The 19,017-nt window shown below is 72.4% G+C and carries 20 protein-coding genes; 9 read left to right on the top strand and 11 right to left on the bottom strand.

Annotated features, from left to right (window positions below):
* Positions 1 to 131: 131 nt before the first annotated feature.
* The 4 genes from ACZ4Z1_RS20265 to ACZ4Z1_RS20250 all read right to left on the bottom strand — a co-directional run bounded on the left by ACZ4Z1_RS20265 (position 132) and on the right by ACZ4Z1_RS20250 (position 3,756).
* A complete protein-coding gene (locus ACZ4Z1_RS20265; protein ID WP_468487975.1) occupies positions 132 to 845 on the bottom strand; it encodes a response regulator transcription factor in 714 nt (237 codons plus the stop codon).
* On the bottom strand, positions 842 to 2,173 hold the full coding sequence (locus ACZ4Z1_RS20260) for a sensor histidine kinase (RefSeq protein ID WP_468487974.1): 1,332 nt from the start codon (positions 2,171 to 2,173) through the stop codon (positions 842 to 844). The genes ACZ4Z1_RS20265 and ACZ4Z1_RS20260 overlap by 4 nt, the downstream gene beginning before the upstream one ends.
* Positions 2,164 to 2,892 (bottom strand): hypothetical protein, encoded by a 729-nt coding sequence (locus ACZ4Z1_RS20255; RefSeq protein WP_468487973.1) that lies wholly within the window; start codon positions 2,890 to 2,892, stop codon positions 2,164 to 2,166. Before ACZ4Z1_RS20255 ends, ACZ4Z1_RS20260 begins: the two co-directional genes overlap by 10 nt.
* A gap of 93 nt (positions 2,893 to 2,985) precedes the next feature.
* Positions 2,986 to 3,756: an IclR family transcriptional regulator gene (locus ACZ4Z1_RS20250; protein ID WP_468487972.1), complete on the bottom strand. Its 771-nt coding sequence runs from the start codon at positions 3,754 to 3,756 to the stop codon at positions 2,986 to 2,988.
* Positions 3,757 to 3,883: 127 nt separating this feature from the next.
* Here ACZ4Z1_RS20250 and ACZ4Z1_RS20245 point away from each other — a divergent pair, with 127 nt between their 5' ends.
* Together ACZ4Z1_RS20245 and ACZ4Z1_RS20240 are read left to right on the top strand one after the other, a co-directional pair.
* Positions 3,884 to 5,434 (top strand): aldehyde dehydrogenase (NADP(+)), encoded by a 1,551-nt coding sequence (locus ACZ4Z1_RS20245; RefSeq protein WP_468487971.1) that lies wholly within the window; start codon positions 3,884 to 3,886, stop codon positions 5,432 to 5,434.
* A gap of 11 nt (positions 5,435 to 5,445) precedes the next feature.
* Entirely contained in the window at positions 5,446 to 6,009 is a 564-nt protein-coding gene (locus ACZ4Z1_RS20240) for a GNAT family N-acetyltransferase (protein WP_468487970.1), read from the top strand.
* On the opposite strand, the gene ACZ4Z1_RS20235 is transcribed toward ACZ4Z1_RS20240, so the two are convergent.
* Complete coding sequence (locus tag ACZ4Z1_RS20235; protein ID WP_468487969.1) at positions 5,987 to 6,640, bottom strand: class I SAM-dependent methyltransferase; 654 nt, start codon at positions 6,638 to 6,640, stop codon at positions 5,987 to 5,989. The two genes, ACZ4Z1_RS20240 and ACZ4Z1_RS20235, sit on opposite strands and share 23 nt — an antisense overlap.
* A 108-nt stretch (positions 6,641 to 6,748) precedes the next feature.
* A complete protein-coding gene (locus tag ACZ4Z1_RS20230) occupies positions 6,749 to 7,111 on the bottom strand; it encodes a hypothetical protein (protein WP_468487968.1) in 363 nt (120 codons plus the stop codon).
* 171 nt (positions 7,112 to 7,282) lie between these two features.
* Between ACZ4Z1_RS20230 and ACZ4Z1_RS20225 the strand changes: the two genes are divergently transcribed.
* From ACZ4Z1_RS20225 to ACZ4Z1_RS20210, 4 genes are all read left to right on the top strand, one after another.
* Positions 7,283 to 8,110 (top strand): helix-turn-helix domain-containing protein, encoded by an 828-nt coding sequence (locus ACZ4Z1_RS20225; protein WP_468487967.1) that lies wholly within the window; start codon positions 7,283 to 7,285, stop codon positions 8,108 to 8,110.
* A complete protein-coding gene (locus ACZ4Z1_RS20220; RefSeq protein WP_468487966.1) occupies positions 8,107 to 8,325 on the top strand; it encodes a DUF397 domain-containing protein in 219 nt (72 codons plus the stop codon). The genes ACZ4Z1_RS20225 and ACZ4Z1_RS20220 overlap by 4 nt, the downstream gene beginning before the upstream one ends.
* 192 nt (positions 8,326 to 8,517) lie before the next feature.
* Positions 8,518 to 9,237 carry a DsbA family oxidoreductase gene (locus ACZ4Z1_RS20215; RefSeq protein ID WP_468487965.1) on the top strand — a complete coding sequence of 240 codons (720 nt, stop codon included), beginning with the start codon at positions 8,518 to 8,520 and terminating at the stop codon, positions 9,235 to 9,237.
* A gap of 117 nt (positions 9,238 to 9,354) precedes the next feature.
* Positions 9,355 to 10,413 carry an aminotransferase class V-fold PLP-dependent enzyme gene (locus ACZ4Z1_RS20210; protein WP_468487964.1) on the top strand — a complete coding sequence of 353 codons (1,059 nt, stop codon included), beginning with the start codon at positions 9,355 to 9,357 and terminating at the stop codon, positions 10,411 to 10,413.
* Between the two features lie 57 nt (positions 10,414 to 10,470).
* Here the strand turns inward: ACZ4Z1_RS20210 and ACZ4Z1_RS20205 are convergent, their stop codons facing one another.
* Positions 10,471 to 11,781 carry an alpha/beta fold hydrolase gene (locus ACZ4Z1_RS20205; RefSeq protein ID WP_468487963.1) on the bottom strand — a complete coding sequence of 437 codons (1,311 nt, stop codon included), beginning with the start codon at positions 11,779 to 11,781 and terminating at the stop codon, positions 10,471 to 10,473.
* Positions 11,782 to 11,936: 155 nt separating this feature from the next.
* On the opposite strand from ACZ4Z1_RS20205, the gene ACZ4Z1_RS20200 reads away from it, so the two are divergent.
* A complete protein-coding gene (locus tag ACZ4Z1_RS20200; RefSeq protein WP_468487962.1) occupies positions 11,937 to 12,515 on the top strand; it encodes an RNA polymerase sigma factor in 579 nt (192 codons plus the stop codon).
* An 88-nt stretch (positions 12,516 to 12,603) separates the two neighbouring features.
* Positions 12,604 to 13,890, top strand: coding sequence for a maleylpyruvate isomerase mycothiol-dependent enzyme family protein (locus ACZ4Z1_RS20195; protein WP_468487961.1), 1,287 nt, complete (start codon positions 12,604 to 12,606; stop codon positions 13,888 to 13,890).
* A 44-nt stretch (positions 13,891 to 13,934) separates the two neighbouring features.
* Here the strand turns inward: ACZ4Z1_RS20195 and thpD are convergent, their stop codons facing one another.
* The 4 genes from thpD to ectA all read right to left on the bottom strand — a co-directional run bounded on the left by thpD (position 13,935) and on the right by ectA (position 17,248).
* Positions 13,935 to 14,834 carry an ectoine hydroxylase gene (gene thpD, locus ACZ4Z1_RS20190; protein ID WP_468487960.1) on the bottom strand — a complete coding sequence of 300 codons (900 nt, stop codon included), beginning with the start codon at positions 14,832 to 14,834 and terminating at the stop codon, positions 13,935 to 13,937.
* A gap of 94 nt (positions 14,835 to 14,928) precedes the next feature.
* Positions 14,929 to 15,342, bottom strand: a complete 414-nt coding sequence (locus ACZ4Z1_RS20185; RefSeq protein ID WP_468487959.1) for an ectoine synthase — start codon at positions 15,340 to 15,342, stop codon at positions 14,929 to 14,931.
* A gap of 56 nt (positions 15,343 to 15,398) precedes the next feature.
* On the bottom strand, positions 15,399 to 16,667 hold the full coding sequence (gene ectB, locus ACZ4Z1_RS20180; protein ID WP_468487958.1) for a diaminobutyrate--2-oxoglutarate transaminase: 1,269 nt from the start codon (positions 16,665 to 16,667) through the stop codon (positions 15,399 to 15,401).
* A gap of 65 nt (positions 16,668 to 16,732) precedes the next feature.
* A complete protein-coding gene (gene ectA, locus ACZ4Z1_RS20175) occupies positions 16,733 to 17,248 on the bottom strand; it encodes a diaminobutyrate acetyltransferase (RefSeq protein WP_468487957.1) in 516 nt (171 codons plus the stop codon).
* 581 nt (positions 17,249 to 17,829) lie between these two features.
* Here ectA and ACZ4Z1_RS20170 point away from each other — a divergent pair.
* Entirely contained in the window at positions 17,830 to 18,921 is a 1,092-nt protein-coding gene (locus ACZ4Z1_RS20170; protein ID WP_468487956.1) for an amidohydrolase family protein, read from the top strand.
* The last annotated feature ends 96 nt before the right edge of the window (positions 18,922 to 19,017 follow it).

Genomic DNA, 19,017 nt, shown 5'->3' with positions numbered 1-19,017 from the left:
GATTGCGATGAACGGGTGACGGATATTTCCCGCGGAATGTGGTAGTGGCGCTGCGTAATCGGGCGTCACGGAGGGTGGCCGCAGGGGCGTGGGCGCCTCCCGGGTCCGGTCCCCCGGGCTCCTCCCGCGCCTCACCCCGGCCGGACGAACCCGCTCTCGTACGCCGCGATCACCGCCTGGGTCCGGTCCCGTACGCCCAGCTTGGCCAGCACCCCCGCGACATGCGTCTTGACCGTCGCCGGGCCCACCGCCAGCCGGTACGCGATCTCCGCGTTCGTCAGGCCCTTGGTCATCAGCCGCAGCACGTCCGCCTCACGGTCGGACAGGCGCGCCCGCAGAGCCCGCGCCGTCTCGCGCGCGGCCCGCGCCCCCGCGTACCGGGCGGCCAGCTCCCGCACCGCCGCCGGGAACAGCAGTGAGTCGCTGCGCGCCACCATCCGCACCGCCTGCACCAGGTCCTCCACCCCGGCCCGCTTCAGCAGGAAGCCGCTGGCGCCGGCGCGCAGCGCGTCGTACACGTACGCGTCGTTCTCGAAGGTCGTCACCACGATGACGCGCGGCGGCTCCGCCATGCCCGCCAGCACCTGTTCGGTCGCGCGGATGCCGTCGATCTCCGGCATCCGGACGTCCATCAGCACGATGTCCGGGCGCAGTTCACGGATCAGCGGCACCGCCTCGGCGCCGGTGGCCGCCTCGCCGACGACCTCCATGTCCGGCTCGGCGCCGAGGATCGCGCGCAGCGCCGTACGCACCATCCGCTCGTCGTCGGCGAGGACGATGCGCAACGGGGCGGCGTCGGTGGCATCCGTACGGGCGTCCGTGCGCCCCTCGTCCGGGCCGCTCACCGGGACGTCCCCAGCGGAAGCCGTACGGTCAGCCGCCACACGCCGTCCTGGCCCGCAGCCCGGGCCTCGCCGCCCAGCAGGCGGGCGCGTTCGGCGATGCCGCGCAGGCCGCGGCCGCCGCCGGAACGGGGTGCGGTCGCGGCCGTGTCCGCCGTATCCCTTCGCGTGTCCGTCTGACCGCTCGTCACGGCTCCTCTCACCGCATCCCCCATGGCACTCCCCGCTGCGTTCTCCATCGTGCTCCCCATCGTGTCCCCCATCGGATTCTCCACCGTGATCCTCAGCTCGCCCGCGTCCAGGGCGATCCGCACCCGGACCGGTACGGCACCGGCGTGCCGCAGAGCGTTGCTGAGACCTTCCTGCACGATGCGGTACGCCTCCCGCGAGACCAGTGGTGGCAGGTGCCCGCACCCGTCGTCCACGTCCGCGTCGATCCGCAGCCCGGCGGCGCGGGTGCGGTCCAGCAGCCCGTCCAGGGCGTCCAGCGCGGGTGCGGGCGCGCCGGTCCGGCCGTCCCCGTCCTCCCGCAGCAGGCCCAGTACGGTGTCGAGTTCGGCGACCGCGTCGCGGGTGGTCTCCTCGATGGCGAGCAGCGCCTGCCGCGCGAACTCCGGGTCGCGGTCCAGCACCCGGCGGGCCGCGCCCGCCTGGAGGGTGACCGCGCTGAGCGCGTGCCCCACGGAGTCGTGCAGTTCGCGGGCGAGCCGGTTGCGGGAGGCGAGGTCGGCGGCCCGCCGTTCGGCGGCGGCCAGCCGGTCGGCAGGCGTACGGCCCAGCAGCGTGGGCGCCCAGCGGGCCAGCAGCGTGCCGGCCGCCCAGGACGTGCCCGCCACCAGGGCGAGCAGCGCGATGCCGAGGAGCGGGCCGAGGAAGCCGCCCGCCAGCGCGGGCCAGCCCATCTCCTCGTGCCGCAGCGGGTCCGTGACCGGCAGGAGGATCAGCATCACGGCGGCGGGCGGCGCGGCCAGGGTCATGCCGCTGACGATGCCGCCGGCGGCCAGGTGCGCCACGAACCACAGGGCCGTACGTCGCCGGGCCGCCCACGAGTCGGCGGGCTCCTCGGCCAGTCCGGCCGCCACGTCCGCGGGCAGGCCGCACAGCGACCGCGCCGCGGTCGACTCCAGCGTGCGCAGCACGGGGAAGAGCAGCGCGCCGAGGGCGGCGAGCGGCAGCGCGGTGCCGAACGCGAAGAACTGCCACGGGAAGTCGGTGAACGGGTTCACGTCGCGGATGAACAGCGGGATGAGGACCGTCATCAGGAGGAAGAACGGCATCAGCAGGGCGCCGCCGAGGATGAGGTGCACCCAGCGGCGGAGGGTCACCCGCATCGCGCGGCTCCCGTGGGGGCGGTGACGGCAGCCGTGTCCGCCGTCCCCGGGACCGTGCGGGCCGTCGCCCTCGCACCGCCCCGTTCGGCGAAGAAGTGGGCGCCGGTGACGGCGACGAGCATCCCGACGATCATCTGTACAGCGTAAGTCAGGCTCATCAGCGGGGTGGGCAGCGTCGGAGTGACCGGCAGCGCGCCGGTCCGGCCGCGCCACAGGTGGCCCCAGCGCTCCCGCGCGTACAGCAGGAACAGAGCACCCAGCGCCAGGGCCTGCACGATGAACCCGCCGTGGACCAGGTCCCACACCCACGGCGCCAGGAGCCCGTCCGCGCCCGCACTGCCCGCGGCGTCCCCGCGTACCAGCGAGCACAGCGTCTGCACGGGAAAGACCACGACGATCGGGGCGAGCAGGCCGGTGGCGCACCACATGGGCAGGGCCGGCAGCCAGGACGGCACCCGGCGCCCCCAGGGGCGGGTCAGCAGGAACGCCAGCACGATCACGGCCGCGTCCATCAGGACCGTCAGGGCGTTCAGCGTCATCAGGTTGTCGCCGTCCCGGCGCAGGGCGTTGCCCGCGGGGATACCGACGCGGCTGCCCGCGAGCCAGGCGATCTTGAGGGAGAGGTACGGGACGCACGCCAGGAGGGTGACCGTGCGCAGAAGGGAGCGGGCGGTGCGCACGGCGCCGGCGGGGCGCCTCCCTGGCGGTGAGGAGTTCATGCCACCAGACTTCCGGCCCGGCGCTCCCCGGGCCTCGGCCCTGGCGACGATCTCCCTCCGCCGCGCGGGGGAGGGCCCTCGCCCGCGTCCGCCTCAGAGCCGCCGCGTGGCCAGGGTCAGCCGGTCCCGCGCGTCGAACAGCGCGTCCTTGATCAGCTGCTCGTGCCCCGGGGTCAGCCGGGCCACCGGCACCGAGCAGCTGACCGCGTCCCGCGCCGGCGTGCGGTACGGGACCGCGACGCCGAAGCAGCGCAGGCCGAGCGTGTTCTCCTCACGGTCGACGGCGTACCCCTGTTCGCGCACCAGGCGCAGTTCGCCGATGAGCTGCTCGCGGTCGGTGATGGTGTGCTCGGTGAGGGCGTCGAGCCGCTCCGGGAGGAGCGCCCGTACCTGGTCGTCGGTGTACGTGGCGAGCAGCGCCTTGCCCAGGGACGTGGAGTGGGCGGGCAGCCGGCGGCCGACGCGGGTGAACGGGCGCAGGTAGTGCTGGGACTGACGGGTGGCGAGGTAGACGACGTTGGTGCCGTCCAGCCGGGCCAGGTGGATGGTCTCGGTGGTGTCGTCGGCGAGCCGGTCCAGGGTGGGGCGGGCGGCGGCCACCACCTCGTCGCCGTCGATGTAGGAGGTGCCGACCAGCAGGGCGCGGACGCCGATGCCGTACCGGGTGCCGGTGGCATCGGTCTCCACCCAGCCCAGGTCGACGAGGGTGCGCAGCAGCATGTAGAGGCTGGACTTCGGGTAGCCGACGGCCTCCTGGACGGAGGCGAGGCTGTGCATCCCGGGGCGGCCCGCGAAGTACTCCAGCAACTCCACCGTGCGCACAGCGGACTTGACCTGCGCTCCGGTGGTCTCGGCAGCGGCCATCGGCCTTGACCCCTCAGTTCGGACAGCCATAGAGTCCCAGCGGACGTCACATTCACCACCTGGGACGGCGTTCAGCATACCGAACGGCGTCCCGGGCGCGACAAGAGTTCGCTGGGAGGAATGCGCGGTGGCAGCAGCACCAGTCTTCAGTGCCGATCCCCGTACCGGGAAGCGGCGCGAACAGGTTGCGGTGGAGGCCACAGCGGCCGAGGTCGACGCCGCCGTACGGGCCGCGCACGACGCCAGGGACGCGCTCGCCGACCGCGGCGTCCGGGCCGCCCTGCTGCGCCGCGCCGCCGACCTGCTGGACGGGGCCGGCGAGCGGATCGTCGAGGCCGCCGACGCGGAGACCGCACTCGGCTCCGGCCGTCTCACCGGCGAACTCGCCCGTACGACGTACCAGTTGCGCGCGTTCGCCGACGTCGTCGAGGAAGGCGCCTTCCTCGACGTACTGATCGACCACGCCGACCCCGCCCTCACCCCGCCCCGCCCCGACCTGCGCCGCTACAAGATCCCGCTCGGCGTCGTCGCCGTCTACGCCGCCAGCAACTTCCCGCTCGCCTTCTCCGTGCCCGGCGGCGACACCGCCAGCGCGCTCGCCGCCGGCTGCCCGGTCGTCGTCAAGGCCCACCCCGACCACCCGGCCACCTCCGAACTGAGCGCCGCCCTGCTGCGCCGCGCCGCGGCCGAAACCGGCCTGCCCGCAGACGTGATCGGCCTGGTGCACGGCTTCGAAGCAGGAGTCGAGCTGGTCCGGCACCCGCTCGTCGCCGCCGCCGGCTTCACCGGATCGGTACGCGGCGGACGCGCCCTGTACGACGCGGCCGCCGCCCGCCCGCACCCGATCCCCTTCCACGGCGAACTCGGCAGCCTCAACCCGGTCGTGGTCACCGAGGCCGCCGCCGAGGAGCGCGCCGAGCGGATCGGCACCGGCCTGGCCGGCTCGATGACCCTCGGCACCGGCCAGTTCTGCGTCAAGCCCGGCCTGGTCCTCGCGCCGCACGGCCCGGCCGGCGACCGCCTGGAACACTCCCTCACGGAGGCCGTCAGCGACACCGAGGCCGGGGTGCTCCTGGACCACCGCATGCGCGACGCCTTCCTCGACGGCGTACGGGAACGTGCCGCCCTGCCGGACGTGCAGGCACCCGTGACACCCGGCGCGGGCGGCAAGCACACCGTCAGCGCGGGCTTCCTCACCGTGCCCGCAGCCCGGCTCGCCGCGGACGGCGGCAGCCACGACCTGCTCCTGGAGGAGTGCTTCGGGCCGGTCACCGTTCTCGCGCGCTACACCGACGACGCCGAGATCGGCGCCGTACTGGCCCGTCTGCCCGGCAACCTCACCGCGACGCTCCAGCTCAGCGCCGCGGAATGCGCGGGCGAGGACGGCGGGGACGGTACGGGGCGCGGCGCGCGACTGCTGGCCGCGCTCACCCCGCTGGCCGGCCGGGTGCTCGTCAACGGCTGGCCGACCGGCGTCGCCGTGGCCCCCGCCCAGCACCACGGCGGCCCCTACCCGGCCACCACCTCCACCGCCACCTCCGTCGGCGGCACGGCGATCGAACGCTGGCTGCGGCCGGTCGCCTACCAGGACACCCCGCCCGCGCTGCTCCCGCCGGAACTGCGCGAGGACAATCCGCTGAAACTGCCCCGCCGCGTCGACGGCCGGGCCGAAAGGTGATGTACGCGCACATGACCCACGCCCCGGACGCGCCCGCGACAACCCCTGCCGCATCCACCCCCGCCGCCACCGTCGTCCGTGACGCCACGGCCGCCGACCTCGACGTCGTGGTGGACCTGCACACCCGCGCCCGCGCGACGTACTACCGCGGCCGGGTCCCCGACGCGCAGCTGGACGACCCGGCCGAGCGCGAGCGCTGGCGCGCAGGCTGGGGGCAGGCGATCGCCCGCCCGGACGCCACCGTGCTGTGCGCCGAACGGGACGGCGCGGTCGTCGGCGTCGCCTCGTACCGGCGCGAGGACGGCGCACCCGAGGACACCGTCAAGCTCTTCCAGCTCCACGTGGACCCCGACCGCTGGCGCGAGGGCATCGGCAGCGAGCTGCACCGCGCCTGCGTCGCGGCCTGGCGGGGGGCGGGCGTCACCACCGCCTGCCTGGAGGTGTACTGGCACAACCAGCGCGCCCGCGCTTTCTACACCCGGCACGGCTGGCTGCCGGACGCGGCCCGCCGGCCCGTCCCGGACGCCACCCACCTCGACCTCGTGCTGCCGCTCAGCCCTGCCGCCGCCCGATGATCTGCAGCCGCTCGGCGGTGTGACCGTCCAGCGTCGCGACCGTGTCCGTGCGCTCGGCCTCCAGCGTGAAGCCGTGCGCCCGGACCAGCCCGCGCAGCCGGTCCGGCTCGTGGTGCCGGAACACGCCGCCGTCGGGCGTCCCGAACACCCCGTACGTCCCGTACCGGTCCGCGTACTCCTCGTACCGCGCCACGTTCCGCCGGTCGCGCTGCAACGGCATGTCGCTGACGTACAGCACCCCGCCCGGCCGCACCAGCCGGGCCAGCTCCGCGACGATCTCCCGCTGCGCCCCGGAATCGGGCACACTCGTCAGGACGGCGAACAGCAGCGCGGCCCCGAAACTCCCGTCCTCGAACGGCAGCGGCAGCCCCGGGCAGTGCTCGATCCGGACTTCCGGATGCTCCCGGCCGCCCCGCTCCACCAGTGCCCGCGACACGTCCACCCCGCGCACGTCCGGGTACCCGGACGCCACCAGCTCGGCGGTCAGCCGCCCGTACCCGCATCCGTAGTCCAGCACCGGCACGTCACGTGGCACATACGCGTCCAGCAACCCCGTATCCAGCGGGTGGGTGAACGTCTTGGCGGCCCCGGCACGCTCCCAGAACCCCCGCGCTTCCTGCCGCATCTCCATGAGCGGACGTTACCGCGGAAGCGGCGGGTGGCCGCTCATTTCGGCTGCCTGCCGCATCCGGGGGCCGGTGGCGCGAGGAAGGAGCCGGGGGTTTGGTGATTCAGCGATTCAGCGACCGCATTTCGAGAAGGTGCTGATGGGCTCTTCCGTGTGCTTCAGGTACTTCGTGTGTCCGGTCTCGTCCGCGTGCGCACGAATCCAATTGTTCAACTGCGTGGGGGCGTCCCAGGCGCTGGAGCGGATGCCGCATGCTTTGCCGCCGGTTTCGGTGACGCATACGGCGACGTGCTTCCGGATACCGGTGATCTGGATTTCCACGGGCGTGGGCGCGGGGTTTGTCATGGACTTGCCTTCACGTGGTGGGGTGTCGAAGGCGGCGTCACTGCCTTCACCGGTACGCATATGGAGCACGCCGCCGTGTCCGTGCGAGCGCATGAGGCGGGAGAAGTGTTCCCGGCCGGGGCTGGTCACTTGTGGTCACCGTTTCTGGAAGTGATCGTGTCGAACCGGCGGCGGATCGGTCGCATGCGGCGAGCCGTTCATCCGGTGCGTGACTGTCTGCTTACAGACTGCCGCGCTGGGCGTAGGATCAACACTCTCGGAGCCATTCCAACGCGACTGGAATAACTGGGGGTTGAACGCGTGAGCGAGTCGGCGAAGCTCGGGGACCGGTCCTCGAATGCCGCCAAGTACTTCGGGGATGAGGTCAAAGCACTTCGGGAAGCACTGGGGCTCTCGCAGCAGGGGTTTGCCGACCAACTGCATTACAAACAGGCCCAGGCGAGCAAGGCCGAGAGCGGGGCCGTACTGGCGTCAGCACCGTTCGCCGATGCCATGGACCGTGTAGCGGGCACGCCGGGCGTGTACGCCCGCCTACGCGCCACGCTCAGCAAGCGTGGTGTCCCTGACTGGTTCGCGCCGTACCTCGACCTCGAATCGGCAGCGGTGCAGATCGAGGACTTCTGCACCTCGTTGCTCATGGGCATATTGCAGACCCCGGAGTACGCCGAAGGTACGTTCCGGGCCGTTCATCCGCGTGCCACCCACGAACAGATCAGGACGCTCGTGGACGCGCGCTTGCGCCGTCGGGATGTGATGGAACGCGAGTCACCGCCACTGCTGTGGGTGATCTTGCATGAGGCGGCACTCCGCACAGTCGTCGGGAACCGCGCTGTCATGGCAGCGCAGATGCGCCACCTTACGGAAGCCGCGTCGAGCCCACACATCACGTTGCAGGTCCTGCGCTTCAAGGCGGGTGCCCCCGCGTCCTCCTCACCCTTTACGCTGCTTACGCCAGACGAGGGGGCAACCGTCCTGTACTCGGAGACCAGGGAACAGGGTCACGTATCCGATTCGGTGACAGCGGTAGGCAGCGCACGGGCAGCGTACGAACGCCTTCGTGCTGCTGCGTCATCACCCGACGAATCCATGGCTCTCTTCCGGAGCATTGCGGAGGAATACACCAGATGAGCGTCACCCCAGGCCCTGTACGCGCTACGCAGTGGGTCAAGAGCAGTTACAGCGGCGGCGAAGGCGGCCAGTGCATAGAGTGGGCGCCGGAGCACGCGGCGGCCACCGGGGAGTTCCTGATCCGGGACAGCAAGTCCCCGGAGGGTCCCCACCTGACGTTCACCGGTGACGCCTTCGCCGGGTTGATCCAGTTCGCCCGGCGGACCGCCGTCTGACCTCGGCCGACCGGCCCACGCGCCCCGCCGTCCCCGCAACGGGGTGGCGGGGCGCCGCCACGCCCCGGCGGCCGTACCACCCTGTGACGCCGCACACGCGCGTGCGCCACCGCGCCGGGGAATAGCCGCCACCCCCGGAAGGTTGTCCGCCACTGTCCCCTTTCGTACCGATCATCTGAGGAAACACCTGACATGCGCGTCGAGATCTGGGCGGACATCGCCTGCCCCTGGTGCTACATCGGCAAGGCCCGCTTCGAGAAGGGGCTGGCCGGGTTCGCGCACCGGGACGAGGTGGAGATCGTCCACCGGTCCTTCGAGCTGGACCCGGAGGCGGCGCCGGCGGGGGACGTGCCGGTGCTGGAGATGCTCGCCCGGAAGTACGGGGTGTCGCGGGAGCAGGCCGAGGCCATGGAGGCACGGGTGGCCGAGGCGGCGGCGGAAGAGGGGCTCGGGTACCGGTCCGACCGGATCCACGGGAACACCTTCGACCTGCACCGGCTGCTGCACCTGGCCAAGGAGCGGGGCGTGCAGGACGCGCTGCTCGCCGCGCTGTACCGGGCCAACTTCGCGGAGGCGCGGCCGCTGGGGGACGCGGACACGCTGACCGGGATCGCGGTGGCCGCGGGGCTGGACGAGGAGGAAGTGCGCCGGGTGCTGGCGGACGGGACCGCGTACGCGCAAGCGGTGCGGGCCGACGAGCGGGAGGCGGCGGAACTGGGGGCGCGGAGCGTGCCGTTCTTCGTCATCGACCGGCGGTACGGCATCTCCGGCGGCCAGCCCGCCGAGGTGTTCCGGCAGGCGCTGGAGCAGGCGTGGGGCGCAGGGGAGACGGCCGTACCGGACGGTGACGGGGACACGGCGGACGCGCCGGGGTGCGAGGGGGACGTGTGCCGGCCCGGCACGGGGCACTGACTTCGACCGGGACCCGCACCGCGGCAAGGCGCTGAGCTGCGGGAATAAGAGCCGCTTGGCGCCGCTCCAAAGGAATTCGCGATGGACGGCGGGCGGCCGGGCGGCCACAGTGGGGACATGCAGCGAATTGAGCCACTCGGCGGGGACGAATTCGCGCCCCTGACGACGTACGTGAACACCGCGTCCAGCGGCCTGCTCCCGGCCCGTTCGGCCGCCGCCCTGCGCGCGGCCGTCGAGGAGTCCGTCTCCTACGGGACCATGGGCCAGGACTACTTCGGACCGGCGGACGCCTCCCGGGCCGCCTTCGCCCGACTGACGCGCGTACCGCCGGAGCGGGTCGCGATCGGCGGCGCGGTCGCGGTGCACGCCGCGCTGATCGCCGGGTCGCTCCCGAACGGGGCCGAAGTGCTGGTTCCCGAGGGGGAGTTCAGTTCGCTGGTCAACCCGTTCGCCGCCCGGCCCGGGCTCAAGCTCCGTACCGCGCCGCTCGCGGAGCTGGCCGACGCCGTCCGGCCGGGCACGGCACTCGTCGCGTTCAGCGCGGTCCAGGCCCTGGACGGGCGGATCGCCGACATGGCGGCGGTACGGGCCGCCGCCGGCGCCCACGGAGCGCGCACCCTCGTGGACGTCACGCAGGCCGCCGGCTGGCTGCCGCTGCGGGGTGGTGACTTCGACTATGTGGTGTGCGGGGCGTTCAAGTGGCTGCTGTGCCCGCGCGGTGCCTCCTTCCTGGTGTGCGGGGACGACGCGCTGGAGGCGCTGCACGCCGGGTGGGTGGCGGGCGCGGACCCGATGGCGTCCAACTACGGGCCGATCCGGGAACTCGCGGCGGGCGCGCGCCGTTACGACGAGCCGCACGCCCACTACTCGTACGTCGCCGCCGCGCAGTCCCTCGCCCTGCTGAACGAGATCGGTGTGGAGACCATCTACGCGCACGACGCCGCGCTCGCCGACCGGTACCGCGAAGGGATCACGGCGCTCGGCCACACCCCGCTGTCCGCCCCCGGCTCGGCGATCGTGTCCGTACCGGGTCTCGCGGACGCGGCGGACCGGCTGGAGGCGGCGGGCGTACGGGCCTCCGTGCGCGCGGGCAACCTCCGGGCCGCCTTCCACCTGTACAACTCGTCGGACGACGTGGACCGGGTGCTGGAGGTGGTGGGGGAGGGGCGGAAGTAGGGACGGCGGCACGGTCCACGGCTCCGGGGCGGAGGCTTTTGCCCCGCCACCCCCGCCTCAGACCTCCCCGCGCACCATCCGGACCAGGCGCTCCAGCACCGCGCCGTCGCTGACCCGCAGTCCGTCGTGCTCCCACTCGTTGGTCACCCAGGTCCGCAGACCGCGGATCTCCTCCGCGGTCTGAAGGGAGTGGGCGGCGTCGACGTACATGTCGTCGGCGTACACGGCGGCCGCGGCCGGGACCTCGTTGGCCGCGAGGCGGTCGGCGTCGTACAGATCGGGCCAGTCGGCGCGTTCGGCCAGGGCCTGCGCGGTCTCCTTGAGGGGGCGCAGCGACGGGTCGGTGTCGAAGAGCCACGGGTAGACCATCTCGCCGGTGAAGTGGACCGGCCGCCCGCCCTCCAGCGCCGTGTCCACGTCGAACTCGGGGAATTCGGCGCGGACGTGCCGGGCGGCCCAGCCGGTGCCCTTGGACGCCACCGACCGCTGGGCGTAGATCGCTTCGTGCAGGACGGCGTACAGCGGGGTAGCGGCGTAGGAGAGGTGTCCCTGTACGGCCTGGAGAAAGGAATCCGCCAGTTCGGGTCCGGCGGGGCCGGTCACCCACGCGTCCTCGACCAGGTAGTGCAGGACGTACGAGCCGGTGCCGGTGCCCAGCAGGATGCCCAGCGCCTGGAACGCCTCCGCCGTCAGGTGCCCGCCGCCGGGCAGCCGCACCGGGTGTTCCCGCAGGTGCGCGGCGATCCGGCGGACGCGCTCGATGTCCTGCGGATAACGCGCGTAGTGCGCGGCGTTCTTGCGGGCCACCCTCGGGTACGCGGCCCGGTAGACGTCCTCCGCGGTGGCGCGGAGCCCCGGCAGACCGCCCGTGATCATGACTTCGCGCAGGCCCTCGGGCGCGTACGAGAGGTAGGTCGTGGCGCAGAAGCCGCCGAAGCTCTGCCCCAGGACGCTCCACCGCTCACCGGGACCCGCCAGCTCGCGGCGGAACAGCTCGGCGTCCCGCACGATCGCGTCGGCGCGGAAATGCGCCAGGTACGCGGCCTGTTCGCGCGGGCCGCCGCGCAGCGCGAGGGTCTGCCGGTTGGCCGGGGCGGAACGGCCGGTGCCCCGCTGGTCCAGCAGCAGCACCCGGTAGTGGTCCAGCGCGCGCACCAGCCAGGAGTCCCGGCCCAGCGGGCGCGGTGACGCGCAGCCGGGGCCGCCCTGGAGGTAGACCAGCCAGGGCAGTTCCTCGTGCTCCCGGCCGGGCGCCACGGCCTCGCGCCCGTAGGCCGTCAGCCGCTCGCCGTCCGGCACGGCGTGGTCCAGCGGCACGTCCAGGAAGTGGTCGGTCAGTACGACACCGGGCAGCCGGTCGGCACTCATGTACGCTCCTCGGTCCTCTTCGTCCCCGCGCCCCTCCGGCGCCCTCCGGATCGTGCGGCACCCGCCGGGCGCCGCGCAATTCGGCCGGGCGGACGGCTATCGCGGAGGAGGCCGAAAGGCTAGGAATGTGACCACACACTCACGAGGTGGTGCCGGTGGACGGGACAACCAGGTACCCGCCGCGCGACCGGGAGCTGCACCGGCGGCTGGTGTACGGCGACGAATCCGCGCTGGGTGAGGCGTACGACGCCTACAGCGCGCTGGTCAGGACGGTGGCCCGCCGGGTGACCGGCAGTACGGCGGTCGCCGACGAGGTGACGCACCGCGTCTTCATCGACCTGTGGACGTGCCCGTACGCCTTCGAGCCCGGCCACGGCTCGCTGCGCGCGTGGCTGAGCATCCGCGGGCACCACGGCGCGGTGGCCCGGTCGAGGGAGGCGGAGACGGAGCGCGGGGCGGGCGGTACGGAGCCGGAGGCGGGGCGCGAGCCCGTCGAGGAGGCGCGGGTGGCGCTGCACACCGCGCTCACCGAGCTGCCCCTGCCGGAACGGGAGGCACTGCACCTGGCGTGCTTCGCCGGGCGTACGTACCGGCAGGTCGCGGTGGAGCTGGGCATCCCGGAGGCGGCGGCCACCGTACGGCTGCGGAACGCCCTGGGCGGTCTGGCCGACCGGCTCGCCGGTCCGGCGGCCGGTCCGGGCAGCCCGGCCGACGAGGCACGGGACGAGTGCTGAATGCCGGGCGGTGACCACGGGCAGCAAGGGAGACGACAGGTGTGCGCGCGGGCATGCCGGGCGGTGGAACAGCGGAAAGGGGCGCGCGATGGGTGCGGGAGGCAGGAACGGCCGGGGTGGCACGGGTGGTCCGGGTGGCACGGGTGGTCCGGGGGACCCGGGCGGGAGCGGCGGGCCGCAGGACCCGGAAGGCCAGGACGGGCCGGACGGCCTCGGTGAGCCCGGCGGCGCGGACGGCCCGTCCGCTGTGCACAAGGAAGTCAGCGCGCTGCTCGCGGCCTGGGCGCTTGGCGCGGACATGCCGGGCGACGACGCGCGGGTCCGCGGCCACCTGCGCGACTGCGCGCCCTGCGCGGCCGAGGCGCGGCGGCTGCGGGAGACCGTACGGCTGCTGGACGAGCCGGCGCCCGGCGGCACGGGCCGCGGAGCCGGGCGCAAGGCGAACACGGGCCTGGCGCGCGGGCGGCTGATGGCCGCGGCCCGCGCCGCGCGACCCGGCCAGGTGCCCCTGGCCGCGCACGCCGCTCCGTACGCGGGGGCGGTGGCCAGCCTGGACGCGCTGCTGCGGGAACTGGACCGGGCGCCCGCCCGCTGGGGCACCCCCGTCGTCCACGACTGGGACGTCCAGGGCACCGTCGCCCACCTGGTCGCGGCCGACGAAGTGCTGGCCGAGCGGCTGGGGCTGGCGCCGGTGACGGAGGCGGGCACCGGCCTGGGACCGCTGCCCGGGGCCCGGCCGGAAGAGGGCTTCGGGCCGCGGGCCGGTACGGACCCGGGCGCGCTGTCAGCGGGTCGGGCGGCCGGGGCGGGCGCCCCCTGGGAGCTGCGCTGGGCGGCCCGTACGCACGAGGTGGTCGCGTACGAACACACGCGGCCGCCCGCCGAGACGCGGGAGGCGTGGCGGACCCAGGCACACGGACTGCTCGCGCTGCCCGAGGCGGGCGACGAGCAGCTGGCCGCCACGGCCACGACGCTGATGGGCCTGCGGCTGCCGGTCGCCGACCACTACGTGATCCGCGCGTTCGAGACGTGGGTGCACACCCGCGACATCGGGCGGGCGCTGGGCCGCACCGTACCGCCGCCGCTGCCGGTGCACCTGCAACGCTTCCTGGGGCTGGCGGTACGCATCCTCGACCTCGCGCTGGGCCCGGAGGCGCGGCCGGTGCTGCTGTCGGTGGAGGGCGAGGCGGGCGGCGACTGGGTGCTCGGCTCGGACGCCGAACCGATCGCCGCCGAACTCGTCCTGGAAGCCACCGAGTTCCTCCTGCTCATCGGCGGGCGGCAGGACCCGGAGGAGATCGCGCGAGGCCAGGCAGGCGACGCGGCCGCCTCGCAGCGGCTGCTGGAGACGGCCACGTCGTTGGCCTGGCTGTAAGAGCCTGTGCCGTGGTGCCCCGTCGGCACCATACGGCAGAGGTGTTACTTCACGGGAGTGAAGTCACGCGCACCGATGTACTCCGGGCGCCGGACCGGCGCCGCGAAGGGCTCCACCGCGGTGTTCTCCACGCTGTTGAACACGATGAAGACGTTGCTGCGCGGGTACGGCGTGATGTTGTCGCCGGAACCGTGCATGCAGTTGCAGTCGAACCAGGTGGCCGAACCGGCCTTGCCGGTGAACAGCTTGATGCCGTGCGCGTCGGCCAGCTTGGTCAGCGCCTCGTCCGAGGGCGTGCCCGCGTCCTGCATCTGCAGCGACTTCTTGTAGTTGTCCCGCGGCGTCTCACCGGCGCACCCGAGGAAGTGCCGGTGCGAACCCGGCATGATCATCAGGCCGCCGTTGGTGTCGTGGTTCTCCGTCAGCGCGATCGAGACCGACACGGTCCGCATGTTCGGCAGGCCGTCCTCGGCGTGCCAGGTCTCGAAGTCGGAGTGCCAGTAGAACCCGGAGGCACCGAAGCCCGGCTTGACGTTGATCCTGGACTGGTGGACGTACACGTCCGAGCCGAGGATCTGCCGGGCGCGTCCCACCACGCGCGGGTCGGCGACCAGCCTGGCGAACACCTCGCTGATCTTGTGCACCTCGAAGACGGACCTGATCTCCTGGGACCGCGGCTCGACGATGGAGCGGTCATCCGCCCGCATCTCCGGGTCGTTGACCAGCCGGTCCAGTTCGGCGCGGTACACCGCGACTTCATCCGCCGTCAGGAGTTCCTCCATGGCGAAGAAACCGTCGCGTTCGAAGTCGCTCAGCTCGGCCGGCCGGAAAGGTCCCTCCGTGCCGGGCTGCGACCACACCACCGGGTCCTGCCGCGGGGTCATCACCTCGGTGGTCCCCCGGGTCGGGTACAGGTCGGCGGTGCGCTCGGGTGCGGTGGTCATGGTGTTGCCTTCCTCTCCTCTCGTACGTGCTTTCCTTCTCGCGCCTTCCTCAGCTGCCGGACGGGGCAGGGGACCGCGCCGGATGCCGGCCGTACTAGGCCGACGGCTCCGGCTCGGGCTCGGTGAGCAGCGGGTACACGCCGTTCTCGTCGTGGTCCTCGCGGCCCGTCACCGGCGGGTTGAAGACACACACGCAGCGGAAGTCCTCCTTGATCCGCATGGTGTGCTTCTCATGCCCGTCGAGCAGGTACATCGTGCCCGGGGTGATGGTGTGCTTCTCACCGGTCTCGTCATTGGTGAGCTCGGCCTCGCCCTCCACGCACAGCACGGCCTCGACGTGGTTGGCGTACCACATCGACGTCTCGGTGCCCGCGTACAGCGTGGTCTCGTGCAGCGAGAAGCCGACGCGCTCCTTGGCGAGGATGATGCGCTTGCTCTCCCAGGTGCCCGACTTGGCCTTGACGTGGCGGTCGGTGCCTTCGATGTCCTTGAAGGATCGGACGATCACGGTGTTCTCGTACCTTTCTGTGGTGCGGACAAGGAGTGTGCGGTTCCGCGGTGCTCTCAGGCGCAGTCGCGGACCGCGCGGGCGAGGATGCGCAGACCCTCGTCCAGCTCCTCGGGGGTGGTCGTCAGCGCCGGCAGCAGCTTGACGACCTCACTCTCCGGGCCGGAGGTCTCGATGAGCAGACCCAGCTCGAAGGCGCGCTTGGCGATCTTGTTGGCGAGCGGCTTGTCGGAGCACTCCAGGCCCCAGACCATGCCGCGGCCGCGGTACTCGGCGATGACGTCGGGGTGCTCCTCGACGATGGCGCGCAGGTGCGACTCGATGATCTCGCCGCGGGCCAGCGTCTGCTTCTCCATCTGCCCGTCGGCCCAGTACGTGTCCAGGGCGGCGGCAGCGGTGACGAAGGCCGGATTGTTGCCGCGGAAGGTGCCGTTGTGCTCGCCCGGCTCCCACACGTCCAGCTCCGGCTTGAACAGGGTGAGCGCGAGCGGCAGGCCGTAACCGCTGATGGACTTCGAGACGGTGACGATGTCCGGCACGATGCCCGCCTCCTCGAAGGAGAAGAACGCGCCGGTACGGCCGCAGCCCATCTGGATGTCGTCGACGATCAGCAGCATGTCGCGGCGCTTGCACAGGTCGGACAGCGCGCGCAGCCACTCGGCGCGGGCCACGTTGATGCCGCCCTCGCCCTGCACCGTCTCGACGATCACGGCGGCCGGGGTGTTCAGGCCCGAGCCGCTGTCCTCCAGCAGGCGCTCGAACCAGAGGAAGTCCGGGTAGGTGCCGTCGAGATAGTGGTCGAACGGCATGGGGGTGCCGTGCACGAGCGGGATGCCGGCACCGGCGCGCTTGAAGGCGTTGCCGGTCACCGCGAGGGCGCCCAGCGACATGCCGTGGAAGGCGTTGGTGAACGAGACGATCGACTCGCGCCCCTTGACCTTGCGCGCCAGCTTGAGCGCGGCCTCCACGGCGTTGGCACCCGTCGGGCCGGGGAACATGACCTTGTAGGGCAGATCGCGCGGGCGCAGGATGGTGTTCTGGAAGGTCTCCAGGAACGCGCGCTTGGCCGTGGTGGACATGTCCAGGCCGTGGGTGACGCCGTCCCGCTCGATGTAGTCGAGCAGGGCGCGTTTGAGTACGGGGTTGTTGTGCCCGTAGTTGAGCGACCCGGCGCCGGCGAAGAAGTCGAGGTAGGTGTGCCCGTCCTCGTCGTACATGTGGCTGCCCTGGGCGCGGTCGAAGATCGTAGGCCAACCACGGCAGTAGCTGCGCACCTCGGACTCCACGGTCTCGAAGACGCTCAGGTCGGGCTGGGTGATGGTCACAACATGCTCCTGGGAGATGAGTGGCGTGAGCGGGGAGAAGTCTGCGGGGGCTGCGAAGGGGCCGGTCAGGGCCGGTGCCCGGCAGGGGGACCGAGCGGCCCGATGCGGTGGAGCACCTCCGGGTCGTGCCCCTGTTCGGGGAAGAGCCCGGCGTCGAGAAGGACTTCGCGCGTCAGGGGCGCGCCGTGGCGCTCCGCGAACGACGCGAACAGCCGGTTGGACGCCGCGTTGTCCGGGGTGATCGTGGTCTCGATGCGACACACGCCGAGTTCCGCCGCGGCTCGCGCGACCAGGCCGTCCAGGAGGGCGGCGGCCAGTCCGCGGCCGCGGTGCGCCGCGTCGACGGCGACCTGCCAGACGAAGAGCGTGTCCGGGAACTCGGGGCGGAGGTAGCCGGTGATGAAGGCGGCCGGCTCGCCCTCGCCGTCGCGGGCGACGGCGGAGGTGGCGGCGAAGTCGCGACACCACAGCAGGTAGCTGTAGGAGGAGTTGAGGTCGAGCGTCCGGGAGTCGCGGGCGATGCGCCAGATCGCGGCTCCGTCCTCCACTCGTGGTGTGTCGAGCTTGAAACCCTCCGGCATTTCTCTGATATCGCTTCGGGCACCTGCATGGTCTGCTTGTGCGGCGGTCATGCGAATTCAATTTACCCAGGGAAAAAGGAAAATGCATCGCGAGGAGGGGTTACGTACGGACGGGTTCCTGTGTTATCGCGCGGGGGCGCACGAGCGCGCGAAACCACTGCGCGATGTACGGGTTTGCCCGGAAAATACGGGGTGAAGCGGACAGGGTGTGGGGTCGGTCACAGCTCCGTAACGTCCTGGTGACCCGACGGAATTACCTGCTCCGACGCTAGCGAAATCTTGGCGTTTGAGCTGCGAAAAAGCGGGCAGAAGAATACGGGAAGCTGCGCACTGGAGAATTGGGAATTCGCCGGTAAAAGGTGTACCGCAAGAAAAGCCCGGGCGTCCACGATGTTTCTGGGAGCGGATCGCCGCATGAGGCCGCAGAGACGTCACCGCAGCAAGCCGCAGAGATGCAGGACCGGCATGCGGCCGGCCCGCGGCGAGTGCCCAAGGCGGGCAAACACCCCCGCCCCACCCGGCATCGGCCGCCTCCCCCGCCCCCGTGCCGCACCGCATACCGCACGTCATACAGTGCGGCCATGAGCGAGAGCGTGGTGCTGCACATCAAAGGCAGGATCCTGACCGGGCCGGACGACGTGCGCGACGAACTCTGGGTCGTCGACGGCCGGGTCACCTACGAACGGCCGACAGCCGCACGGGAGGTGACGACCGTTCAGGGCTGGGCACTGCCCGGCCTGGTCGACGCCCACTGCCACGTCGGACTCGACGCCCACGGGCCGGTCGACGAGACCACCAGCGAGAAGCAGGCACTGACCGAGCGCGAGGCAGGCACACTCCTCCTCAGGGACGCAGGCTCACCGTCCGACACCCGCTGGATCGACGACCGCGAAGACCTGCCGCGGATCATCAGAGCCGGCCGGCACATCGCCCGAACCCGCCGCTACATCCGCAACTACGCCCACGAGATCGAGCCCGAGGACCTGGTCGCCTACGTCGCGCGGGAGGCCCGGCGCGGCGACGGCTGGGTCAAGCTGGTCGGCGACTGGATCGACCGCGAGACCGGCGACCTGGGAGCCTGCTGGCCGCGCGGCGCCGTCGAGGCGGCCATCGCCGAAGCACACCGCCTCGGGGCCCGGGTCACGGCCCACTGCTTCGCCGAGGAAACCCTCGCCCCACTGGTCGAAGCGGGCATCGACTGCATCGAACACGCCACCGGCCTCACCGAGGAGACCATCCCGCTCTTCGCCGAGCGCGGCGTCGCGATCGTCCCCACCCTCGTGAACATCGCGACCTTCCCGACGCTGGCGGCCGGTGGTGAGAAGAAGTTCCCCGCCTGGGCGAGCCACATGCGCAGCCTGCACGAGCGCCGCTACGACACCGTACGCGCGGCGTACGACGCCGGGGTGCCCATCTTCGCCGGTACCGACGCGGGCGGCTCACTCGCACACGGCCTGATCGCGCAGGAGGTCGCCGAGCTGACCAAGGCCGGCATCCCCGCGGTGGACGCACTCGCGGCGACGACATGGGGCGCCCGGAAGTGGCTGGGCCGGCCGGGCCTGGAAGAGGGCGCCCCGGCGGACCTCGTCGTCTACGAGGGGGACCCGCGCACGGACGTACGGGTGCTGGCGGCGCCGCGGCGGGTGGTGCTGCGGGGGCGGATCGTCGGCTGAAGCCGGTTTCCGCCCGTGGCGGCGCGACCCCCGTTCGGCGCGGGCCCGGGCCCTGCGGACTTCGTCCTCCGGTCCCGGACCCTCCCGTACGTACTC

This window comes from Streptomyces sp. NPDC030165 (assembly GCF_055573595.1).
This window is presented reverse-complemented; position numbering and strand designations above follow the sequence as displayed.